This window comes from Pseudomonadota bacterium (genome assembly GCA_030859565.1).
Taxonomy (GTDB): domain Bacteria; phylum Pseudomonadota; class Gammaproteobacteria; order JACCXJ01; family JACCXJ01; genus USCg-Taylor.
The window spans coordinates 1-10,245 of record JALZJW010000134.1 but is presented as its reverse complement, the minus strand read 5'-3'; the positions used below and the strand labels follow the sequence as shown (position 1 = coordinate 10,245).

Annotated in this window: 9 protein-coding genes and 2 pseudogenes; 3 read left to right on the top strand and 8 right to left on the bottom strand. The window is 62.8% G+C overall.

Annotation, left to right across the window (positions count from 1 at the left end; genetic code table 11):
- From glgP to M3436_16545, 4 genes are all read right to left on the bottom strand, one after another.
- Positions 1-1,536, bottom strand: a 1,536-nt coding sequence (gene glgP / locus M3436_16560) for an alpha-glucan family phosphorylase (protein MDQ3565652.1), incomplete at its 3' end; no start/stop codon positions are given.
- Between the two features lie 36 nt (positions 1,537-1,572).
- A complete protein-coding gene (locus M3436_16555; protein ID MDQ3565651.1) occupies positions 1,573-2,772 on the bottom strand; it encodes an FAD-dependent oxidoreductase in 1,200 nt (399 codons plus the stop codon).
- Between the two features lie 14 nt (positions 2,773-2,786).
- Positions 2,787-3,314 carry a LuxR C-terminal-related transcriptional regulator gene (locus tag M3436_16550; protein MDQ3565650.1) on the bottom strand — a complete coding sequence of 176 codons (528 nt, stop codon included), beginning with the start codon at positions 3,312-3,314 and terminating at the stop codon, positions 2,787-2,789.
- 115 nt (positions 3,315-3,429) lie between these two features.
- A complete protein-coding gene (locus M3436_16545; protein MDQ3565649.1) occupies positions 3,430-4,380 on the bottom strand; it encodes a hypothetical protein in 951 nt (316 codons plus the stop codon).
- 344 nt (positions 4,381-4,724) lie between these two features.
- On the opposite strand from M3436_16545, the gene M3436_16540 reads away from it, so the two are divergent.
- Together M3436_16540 and M3436_16535 are read left to right on the top strand one after the other, a co-directional pair.
- On the top strand, positions 4,725-5,642 hold the full coding sequence (locus M3436_16540; protein ID MDQ3565648.1) for a LysR family transcriptional regulator: 918 nt from the start codon (positions 4,725-4,727) through the stop codon (positions 5,640-5,642).
- 132 nt (positions 5,643-5,774) lie between these two features.
- Positions 5,775-6,977, top strand: a complete 1,203-nt coding sequence (locus M3436_16535) for an NAD-dependent formate dehydrogenase (protein MDQ3565647.1) — start codon at positions 5,775-5,777, stop codon at positions 6,975-6,977.
- Positions 6,978-7,042: 65 nt separating this feature from the next.
- Here M3436_16535 and lipA read toward each other — a convergent pair.
- The 4 genes and pseudogenes from lipA to M3436_16515 form a co-directional block, all read right to left on the bottom strand.
- A pseudogene (gene lipA, locus M3436_16530) lies at positions 7,043-7,915 on the bottom strand (lipoyl synthase).
- A 160-nt stretch (positions 7,916-8,075) separates the two neighbouring features.
- Positions 8,076-8,636 (bottom strand): annotated as a pseudogene (gene lipB / locus M3436_16525) (lipoyl(octanoyl) transferase LipB).
- 9 nt (positions 8,637-8,645) lie between these two features.
- A complete protein-coding gene (locus tag M3436_16520; protein MDQ3565646.1) occupies positions 8,646-8,915 on the bottom strand; it encodes a DUF493 domain-containing protein in 270 nt (89 codons plus the stop codon).
- 34 nt (positions 8,916-8,949) lie between these two features.
- Complete coding sequence (locus M3436_16515; protein MDQ3565645.1) at positions 8,950-9,633, bottom strand: alpha-ketoglutarate-dependent dioxygenase AlkB; 684 nt, start codon at positions 9,631-9,633, stop codon at positions 8,950-8,952.
- A 179-nt stretch (positions 9,634-9,812) separates the two neighbouring features.
- Here M3436_16515 and M3436_16510 point away from each other — a divergent pair.
- Positions 9,813-10,245 (top strand): CNNM domain-containing protein (locus M3436_16510; GenBank protein ID MDQ3565644.1); only part of this gene is annotated, 433 nt, incomplete at its 3' end.

Below are 10,245 nucleotides of genomic sequence, written 5' to 3'. Positions count from 1 at the left end.
CTTGTAGGTGGCAAAACGGCGCGCGTAGCCGATGACGAGGATGTCGTCGTCGGGTCCGAGATGGCGGGTAAGGCGATTAATGAGCGATTGACTGTAACCGTTCCTTCTAAACTGCGCGCCGGCGCGCTCACGGAGTTCCTTCATCAGGTCCGATTTCAAAAGCTGGCGTGTGCTCCAGAAAGCCGAGTTGGGGAGATCGTCGATGCGCTCCCAGAACGCTTCGTTGAGCAGCTCATTGCGCCATTGAATTCCGAAGCGCAAATCGAATAGATGCACCCAGGCCGCGGCTAGAAAGGTTTGCACATGCACGCCGTTGGCGATGCACTCGATGGGGTTTTCATGCGCCGGGACCTCGGGCCAGATAGTGGCCTCCATCCGCGCGGCCGTCTCTGCGTGGGTGCGGCTCACGCCGTTATGAAAACGCGAACCGCGGATCGCGAGCGCGGTTTGATTAAAATCGCCCCCGTGATTGGTGCTGATCCCGAGTCTTAGGAACTCCTCTTCGCAGAGCCCGAGCCGCTCCGGGAAGCCCTTGAAATAGTGCCCGACCATGCTCGCGTCGAAGATGTCGTGACCGGCCGGGACCGGCGTGTGCGTAGTAAATACAGTCCCCGCGGCGACCTGTTCGAGGGCGGCCCCGAAATCGATTCCGCTTTCCACCAGTGCACGGCATCTTTCCAGGACCAAGAACGCGGCATGCCCTTCGTTGATATGCCAGACCGTCGGCGCTATCCCCAGCGCGCGCAGCGCCCGCGCGCCTCCGATGCCGAGCACCATCTCCTGTTGAATGCGCGTGTGCTTGTCGCCGCCGTAAAGTTGGTGGGTGATGTGACGGTCTTCGCCGCTGTTGGCGCTGACGTCGGTATCGAGAAGAACAAGCCGGATATGGCCCACAAGGGCCTGCCAGAGTTGGATGACGACCTCGCGGCCGGGAAGCTCCACCGCGACGGTAAGCGGACACTGGCGCGCATCGAGTACGGGGTTAATCGGCAGATCGTTGAACTCGAGGCGCGATGGCTTTAATTGCTGATTACCAGTCCCGTCGAGCGTTTGCTCAAAAGACCCCACGCGATAAAGAAGACCGACAGCGATAAACGGCAAGCCGAGATCACTCGCCGCCTTGCAGTGATCCCCGGCGAGGATCCCGAGCCCTCCCGAATAGATCGGCAGGCTCTCGTGAAGCCCGAACTCGGCACAGAAGTACGCGATCAGATTGCGGCCGGGATCGATTAATGTCCTGACTTCCGGATTGACCTCCTTCGCCAGATAGGTGTCATAATCGGAAAGCACACTGCGATAATCCTGCAGGTAGACAAGATTTTTGGCCGCCGCTTCGAGTTTATCCTGCGCCACCCGGCGCAAGAATATCTTCAGGTTATGGCCACAGGCATGCCAAAGATCGCGGTCCAGATGCGCGAACAGCGTTCGGATCGGGCGGTTCCAGCTATACACTAGATCATTGGCCAGTTCTTCCAGCCTGACGAGGACCGTAGGGAGTACGGGTCGTACTTCGAGATCGAATCGGGTGCCGGTCATCTTTTAGAGGTTCCCATATTGTTGCCAAAGCTTCGCTTACTCCACGTGGACCTTGCGCAGACCGAAGCCGACGATGCGGGCGGGCAGCCGGCGCAGCAACGGCAGACGAAAGAGCGCCGGGGGCGCAAACGAGGCATTGGGGTCGAGGGCGGTCCGGATCACGCGCTCTTGAATGAAGGCCTGAAAGCGCTGGATGAAGCGAGTCGGCCAATAGCGCTCGCGTTGCACCCGCGCGAGATCGGTTTCCATGACCCGGCCATTGCGCAGTGCTTCGCTCAAGACATTGGCCGCGACCACCGCGTCCTGTATGGCATAGTTGATCCCCACCCCGCCGACCGGCGACATGACGTGGGCCGCATCACCGATTAAGAGCAAGCCCGGCAGATACCATTTCCTGAGGCAACTCGATTCCACGGGTAGTATAGCAAGGTCGCCCCAGCTCTTTATCAAAGATACCCGCTCGGCAAACTCGGGCGCAAGCGATACCAGCGAGGCATGGAATTTCTCGATACCTTCTTCACGCAATGCTTGGTAGCCGCCTTTCAAGATCAGGTATCCTAATTGGAAGTGATCTTCCCGCGGCAGGATGGCTAGCATGCGGCCCTGACCGATGCGGCCTCCGAAGCCTTGTGTATCGCCGGGAGACCTGGGTAACCGGAACCAGAGTACGTCCATGGGAGGGGAGCTGCGTACCGGTGCAAGTCCGGCGAGCTTGCGAAGGCGCGAGAATCGCCCGTCGGCGGCGACGGTCAGGAGCGCCCGCAGCTCGCGTTCAATGCCTGGCTCGTCCCAGTACCGCACACCGCGGCTGACCCCGTCCTCCATGATCAGATCTCGCACCTGGGCGCCCATGAGGAGCCTAAAATGGGGATAGCGCCGCGCCTGTCCGGTGACGAATTCGAGGAACTTCGCCTGCGGCATGAGCGTGATATAGGGAAAGCGCGTTTTTAGCCGGGTGAAATCCACCATCTTGAAGGCGGCCTGCTTAGTCCGCAGGGTGAGGTTGTGGATCTTGGTGTGGGGAAGATCGAGCAAGGCGTCCGCAAGCCCGATCTCATCCATGATCTCCATGACCGAGGGATGCAAGGTGTCGCCACGGAACTCGCGGTCGAAGTCCTTATGCCCCTCGAGCAACGTGACCGGCACGCCGTTACGGGCCAAGAGCAGCGACAGCACCGCCCCCGCCGGCCCGCCACCGACGACGCAACAGGAGGTTCTTTCAAGCTCAGCGCTCATCCGACTAGCGCGCATCACCCGCTTTGTTCGCGCGGTAGCAGGAGGTCCTCGAGAAAGAAGGCCGACAGCGCCGCCCGCCCACTGAGATTCGCCTTCCCATAGATCGCTTGCGCCTGCTGGCGAATCGTTCGCTCGCTGGTGTCACGCGCGCGCGCAATCTCCTTGTGACTGAGACCCTTGAGCATCAGGAGCGCTATCTCCCGTTCGGCGGCCGTCAACTGCCAGCGATCGAACTGAGCGTCGATGGCCGAACCGAGGCCCTTCAGCAGCTCGCGCATGTCGGCCCGCCACTGCGCCCCCTCGGCGCGCGCTACCTCGAGATCCCGCATCAGCGAGAGCTGTTCCCGGTGCTGACGTTGCATGCGTCCGAGCAGGTGCACCACTCCCGCCACGGCCAGCACGATGAGGACGGGCTCGGCAAGCTCCATGAGGATCTGACCGAGCGTCATGTCGGGCTCTTCTATAATCTCGAGGGTCATCAGGCCCGCGATGATGCCGGCCACGGCCCAGATCGGGCTCCACGCTCTTGGTAATATCTGCATTGCTGTTAACCTTTTCCGCCCCGGCCCGATCTCGATTCTAAGCTCGCACGGGTCTGCGATGCTAACGGAGCCGGCGCGGGCGGCTCGCAGCCGCCCGGTCCGGCACTTCAGTGACTCACCGTGAAAAATCGACCAATTCCAGCCTCTCACCCGTCTCCGGATCCAGCTCGAGTACTAACCCGCTTCCCGGAACGTAGAACTTGAACTCCTCGGCATCGGGTTCGAGCGGGGTGAAGTCCCGTGTCTTGAGGACCGGCCGCCCGTTCGCGAAGGGAACGGTTTCCTGGGCATCCAGGTCCAGCACCTCGACGATGTCCTCCGCCTCGTTGTCAAGCGCATACTCTTGCCGGTAGAACTCACCCACCCGGGGTGCTCTCTTGATCCAGAAGCCCGGCTTGTCGCCGTCCTTGCCCGCCTCCCAAGAGCCATCAAGATTCGCGAGCAGACCATCCTCGAAGTTCTTGGAGATCTCGCCGAAATACCAGACGTTCCCGGCCTTGTCCTGAGCCAGCCAGTCGATGGTGTCCTCGATCAGCACGCCATCCAGCCAGGCGCGGTCTCGAATGGTGGTCACGCCGACGCCCAGGATCTCCCGGCGCTTCTGGAGCACTTCGACGCGGATCCGCTCCAACCCCTCTTCGGTCTGCTTCTCATACTCCCACCACGCTCCCGGCCTGAACGGCGCATAGCGATTGGTGATTTTAGAGACGAAATTCGCCGGATCGATGACCGGGTCGTACGGACCCTGACCAACACCTTCACAGACCTCGTCGCGGGCCTCCCGAACATCCCTGCACTCTGCCAAGGCCTCCGACCGAGCCTCTCGCGTGGCGCGTCTGCAGGCCTCCGAGGCGTCACTCAAGTTCAAGCAGATCGCGGTTCCGACGCGGTAGTCGTCGCGGGCCTCGAGCCGGCATGCCTTCAAGAGCTGCCCCGTCGTCTTCCCGCAGATGTTCGGGCCCTCGCCCGCCGCCAGCACCCCTCCGGGGAACAGTCCAATGAGGGCGCAGGCTGCAGCCAGGAGCACCGCACGCTCCTCTCTCCAGTCATTTCGTGTCGGTATCATCTTACACCTCCAGTTATTGGTACGTCAGTAGCCCGAGTGGCACGGAACGCCCGCTTCGGGTACGCGTCCGCTACCACCTCGGTCCCGGCTAGAGTGCGGCCTCCCTGGGGGGTCTGCGCCATCCGACAAGTGACCCACGCTGGGCGGACAACGTCGGCCGTCCGCCGGATTCTTGGATTCCGGCGGAAAGGCCGATGCCCGGCCCCCCTTTCTTTCGGCCCCCTTTCTTTGCAAAATATCACTCGCCACGCGGCTGACCATGCCGGCGACGATTGCCAGGGTGTAGACATCGAGGAATCCCAGGGACTCAAGGCCAAAACAAGCCCAGGGCATCGCATCAAGCCATGTTCATCCGCCAACTCCAATACCTCGTGGCGCTGGCCAGGACGCGCCACTTCGCCCGCGCCGCGGAGTTCTGCCACGTCTCGCAGCCGGCCCTGTCGGCGGCCATTCAGCACCTCGAGGAAGAGCTAGGCATCGCCATCGTTCGTCGTGATCAGCGCTTCCAGGGCCTCACCCCCGAAGGCGAGCGGCTCCTCGGCTGGGCACAGCGCGTCCTTGCGGACTGGGAGGGGCTCCGGCAGGAGGCGGCGCGTTCGCGCGGTTCAATTACGGGAGCCTTGCGCATCGGCGCCATCCCCACGACGATGCCGGTCGTCCCACTGCTGACTTCACAGAGCCGCGCGGCCCATCCCGGTATCCACCAGGCAGTCTTTTCGCTCTCCGCCGAAGAGATCATCCGCAGGCTCGACGGCTTCGAGTTGGACCTCGGTCTCACCTACCTCGAAGACCAACGGCTGGGGGGTTTCCATGTCCTCGCCTTGTACCGGGAGCGCTACCTGTTGCTGGCGCCGAATCGTGGGGCGTTTCGCGGGCGCGCGGGGATGAGTTGGTCCGAGGCCGCCGAGCTGCCGCTTTGCCTGCTCACCCCCAATATGCAGAACCGCCGCATCATCGACGCGGCCTTCCGGCAGGCGGGGACCGCACCGAATGTTGCGGTCGAGACCGACTCCGCCTTTGCGCTCTATGCCCATGTCCGCTGCGCCGGGCTCCACACCATCGTGCCCCACAGCATCCTGTTCCTCCTCGACATGCGCGAGGAGGTCACCGCCATTCCTCTGTCCCCGGAGTTGTCGCGGCCTATTGGGCTTATCGCGCTCCGCCACCAGCCGCCGCCCCCGCTCATTGCCGCGGCCTGGGAAGTGTTCGCGGGCCTCGATCTCCAGAGCCGCTTTGACACGCTGATAAGCCCCGCAAATTGACCCATCCAAACAAACGATTGGACTGACCGGCGTCTTGCGCCGTAGGATCTCGCGCTCCCGGCCGCGCCGGGACGGACGACGGGCCTAGGCCCGGCAGTCTGCAACGATCCAAGAACCCGAGGAGGTCCTATCATGGCCAAGGTTGTTTGCGTGCTTTACGACGATCCCGTCACCGGCTACCCGAAATCCTACGCCCGCGATGATGTCCCCAAGCTCGAGCGGTATCCCGGCGGGCAAAGCCTGCCCTCTCCCAAGGGCATCGATTTCCAGCCTGGTCAATTGCTGGGCAGCGTCTCGGGTGCCCTAGGCCTGCGCAAGTTCCTGGAAGGGAATGGTCACAAGCTCGTCGTCACCTCGGACAAGGACGGGCCCGACTCGGTCCTGGAGCGGGAGTTGCTCGATGCGGACATCGTCATCTCGCAGCCCTTCTGGCCGGCCTACATGACTGCGGCGCGCATCGCCAAGTCACCGAAGCTCAAGCTCATCGTCACCGCCGGCATCGGTTCGGACCATACCGATCTGCAGGCGGCGATCGAACGCGGGATCACGGTGGCCGAGGTCACTTATTGCAACAGCATCAGCGTCGCCGAGCACGTGGTGATGATGATCCTCGCGCTGGTGCGCAACTACATCCCCTCGTATCAGTGGGTGATCGACAAGGGCTGGAACATTGCCGATTGCGTCGCGCGTTCCTACGATATCGAAGGCATGGCGGTCGGGACCGTGGCCGCCGGGCGCATCGGCCTCGCCGTGTTGCGCAGGCTCAAACCCTTCGATGTCAAGCTCCACTACACCGATCGGCATCGTCTCTCCCCGGACATCGAGCGGGAACTGGGCCTCACCTTCCATCCGAACGTCGAATCGCTGGTGCGGGTCTGCGATGTGGTCACCATCAACTGCCCGCTGCACCCCGAGACGGAGCATCTCTTCAACGAGGCGCTGCTCGGCAAGATGAAGCGCGGCGCCTACATCGTCAACACCGCGCGCGGCAAGATCTGCGATCGCGAGGCGATCGCCCGTGCGCTGGAGAGCGGCCGGCTTGCCGGTTACGCCGGGGATGTGTGGTTTCCGCAGCCGCCGCCCCAGGACCACCCGTGGCGCACCATGCCCCACCACGGCATGACCCCGCACATCTCGGGCACCAGCCTCGCGGCGCAAGCGCGCTACGCGGCCGGTACGCGTGAGATCCTGGAGTGCTGGTTCGAAGGCCGACCCATCCGCAACGAGTACCTGGTGGTCGATGCCGGCAAGCTCGCCGGTGTCGGCGCCCATTCCTACAGCGCCGGCAACGCCACGGGCGGGTCCGACGAAGCGGCGCGCTTCAAGCGGGGGTAGAGGTTCGGTTCCCGGCGGGTTACCGGCAGCGGTACCGCGAGCGACGGCGACCCCGTTCCTGCCGCTTAATCGCTACCGGGCGCCCCTACCGCATCGCCCCGTGCCTGTCTGTCAGCGTGGTAAGACGAACGCACCATTGGCCCGCTCGCGACCCGGCTAAATCCGAGCGCTTTAGCATAATCGCCGAGCGCTCGAAACTCCTCCGGCGTGACGAACCGCTCGACGGGCAAATGATAACGGCTCGGTTGCAGGTATTGACCGAGCGTCAGCATGTCGCACGCATGCGCACGTAAGTCTTGCAGGGTCTGCTTCACTTCGTCCAGTGTTTCTCCCAAGCCTAGCATGAGACCGGATTTAGTCGGGATCAAGGCGTGTGCCTGCTTGAAGCGCTGGAGGAGATGCAGCGAGCCAGCATAGTCGGCGCCGGGGCGGACCTTGCGGTACAAGCGCGGAACGGTCTCGAGATTATGGTTGAAGACATCAGGGAGCGCCGTATAGAGCCGCTCCAATGCCAGCTCCACGCGCCGGCGGAAATCGGGCACCAAGATTTCGATGGTGATCCCGGGAAGCCGTTGGCGCAGCGCCGCGATGCACGCGGCGAAATGGCCGGCACCGCGATCTTCCAGATCGTCGCGATCGACCGAGGTGATGACCACATAGGAAAGGCCCATAACCGCCACTGCCTCCGCCAGGCGTTGCGGTTCGAGGGGATCGACCGCGCCCGGCCGCCCATGGGCGACATCGCAAAACGGACAGCGCCGGGTACAGATGTCTCCGAGGATCATGAAGGTGGCGGTTCCGTGCGCAAAACACTCGCCGAGGTTCGGGCAGGCGGCTTCTTCGCACACGGTGTGGAGGCGCCGTTCCCTGAGCAATTCCTTCAACCGCAGAACCGCGGGCGCAACCGGGAACCGGGCGCGGATCCAAGGCGGCTTGCGCGCCAGGGGCGGGCTGGCGGCCGGCGCGATCTTACGCCGGCCGGTGAGTGATGAAGTGGTCTCGTTGAGTGACATCGATTAACGGTCCTCGCGTCCCGGTGAACGTGCCAATATCATAACCGAGATTATCGAGAAGGCTGGCAACCAGCGGTTCCTTGACCACGCTCATGCTTTCCGCGACGCCCTGGTCGTAAAGCTGGGTCACCCGCAGCCCCGCGTAACCGCAGGGGTTAATTCTCCGAAACGGGCTGAGGTCCATGTTCACGTTGAGCGCGAGCCCATGGAACGTACAGCCGCGCCGCACCCGCAAACCTATCGCGGCCACCTTCGCGCCGTCGAGATAGACTCCCGGCGCACTGGAACGTCTGCGCGCGAGGATCCGCCAAGTCACGCACAGGTCGATCACCGCTTGCTCCAGCGCGTTAACGAAGCGCTTGACTCCCAAACCCATGCGCCGCAAATCGGCAAGCACATAAACGACCAATTGCCCCGGCCCATGGTAGGTCACCTGCCCGCCGCGATCGCAACGGACCACTGGGATTGCGCCCGGATCCAGAAGATGCTCCTCTTTACCGCCTAATCCGAGCGTGAACACCGGCGGATGTTCGAGCAGCCAGATCTCATCCACCGTTGCCTCGGTGCGCCGGTCCGTGAATCGGCGCATCGCCTCCCACGCCATGGTGTACTCCGCTAATCCGAGATCCCGGACGAGAGGCCGCATCGCTCGCGATTACAGCACCAGGACCACGCACCGGTGACTGCTCAACTCGTGGTAGATGGCATCGAGCTGGGCCTGGCTCTCGGCCTCCACCGTCACCGTCACGGCCAGATAGCGCCCGCCGCGGCTCCGGCGCGTCGTTACCGCCGTTTCGCTGAGATTGCGCATGTGCTTGCGCACGATCCCGACGACCAGCACGTCGAAGTCCTCCGCCGCATGCCCCATGGCCTTAATAGGGAACGAACACGGGAAGACGAACGGGGATTCGCGCTGCGGATACATGGTTTCGGCCGTAGTGATGGCTCGCGGAAGGACGTTACTTGATCGTTCTGAACGTGAGATTAATCCTCGGGCTACAAGGCACGTTCGATTTGGGCACGCGGTGGCGCCAGTGGTGTTGCGTCGACCCGCACATGAGGAGGAGGCTGCCGTCGGTCACATCGACCACCGAACGGTAGGTCTTGCAGCGCTTGTGCTGTAGCTGGAAGGTTCGGGCGGCCCCGAAGCTCACCGAGCCAATGACCGGGTTGTCGCCTAAACTCGGCTCATCGTCGCTATGCCAGCCCATGGAATCCCCCTCATTGCGATAGAGATTCAGCAACACGCTATTGAAGTTCGTCCCTGCCGCCTGCCCTACCCGCTCCCGAATGCCCAAGAGCGCCGGCAACCAGCCCCCCGCGACCAAGCTTAGGCCCGAGTACGCGTAGGTCACGCCCGCCTCGCCGTACCAGGCCGTCAGGCGTGGTGAGTTAACCGTGCGGCCGAAAAGCGTGATGCGATCCTGCCGCCAGTCCACGCCGTCGGATAAGCATTGAAAATAGCCCGCACTCTCCGAGCCGGTAAACAATTCGCGCCACAGCATCAGCTCCGCATCGGGCAGCGTAATCCGTTCCGGCGCCGTAATCGGCGGTCGAAGCTCGCTTGCTGGCGCATACCGGCCGGCCGCCCCGCCCCCGAGCCTCACCATACCGTCAATTTGAGCGCTTAGATCGATACTCATGGAGCGGCAACCTCCGTCATGGAGCTTTGTTTCCCCGTCATCGTTGTCAGGTGACCTATTTGACAGCAGCCGGCCGGATAAAGAAAGCGGTCCCAACCACGATTACTGCTTCACTTGACACGGCCTCGGCGCTTGAATAAAGAATAATAAAGGATGGAAAATCGCGAGGCGCTCATTCGTTGCCTGATGTCCCGATCGGCGCATTGTTCGCCGGTCTGATCGTCCTCATTCTATTGTCGGCCTTTTTCTCGGGGTCCGAGACCGCGTTGATGACCCTAAACCGCTATCGGTTACGGCACCTCGCGGATCAACACCATCGCGGTGCCGTGCGCGTCAGCGCGCTTCTGGAGCGGCCCGACCGCTTGATCGGTCTCATCCTGCTCGGTAACAATTTCGTCAATAACCTCGCCTCATCCCTGGCGACGGTCATCGCGCTCAGCCTCATGGGGCGAGCGGGGATCGCGCTCGCCGCGGCCCTCCTGACCCTGGTCATGCTCATCTTCTCCGAGGTCGCTCCGAAGACCCTCGCGGTCTTGTACCCGGAAAAGGTGGCCTTCCCGGCCAGTACGATCCTGGCACCGCTTCTGCGGCTGTTTTACCCGGTCGTCTGGA

What these genes read in the sequence shown, in the direction of transcription:
- M3436_16555 (MDQ3565651.1), bottom strand. Translation starts at nt 2,772, where the DNA reads ATGAGCGCTGAGCTTGAAAGAACCTCCTGTTGCGTCGTCGGTGGCGGG.
- M3436_16535 (MDQ3565647.1), top strand. Translation starts at nt 5,775, where the DNA reads ATGGCCAAGGTTGTTTGCGTGCTTTACGACGATCCCGTCACCGGCTAC.
- M3436_16550 (MDQ3565650.1), bottom strand. Translation starts at nt 3,314, where the DNA reads ATGCAGATATTACCAAGAGCGTGGAGCCCGATCTGGGCCGTGGCCGGC.
- M3436_16540 (MDQ3565648.1), top strand. Translation starts at nt 4,725, where the DNA reads ATGTTCATCCGCCAACTCCAATACCTCGTGGCGCTGGCCAGGACGCGC.
- M3436_16545 (MDQ3565649.1), bottom strand. Translation starts at nt 4,380, where the DNA reads ATGATACCGACACGAAATGACTGGAGAGAGGAGCGTGCGGTGCTCCTG.
- M3436_16520 (MDQ3565646.1), bottom strand. Translation starts at nt 8,915, where the DNA reads ATGTATCCGCAGCGCGAATCCCCGTTCGTCTTCCCGTGTTCGTTCCCT.
- M3436_16515 (MDQ3565645.1), bottom strand. Translation starts at nt 9,633, where the DNA reads ATGAGTATCGATCTAAGCGCTCAAATTGACGGTATGGTGAGGCTCGGG.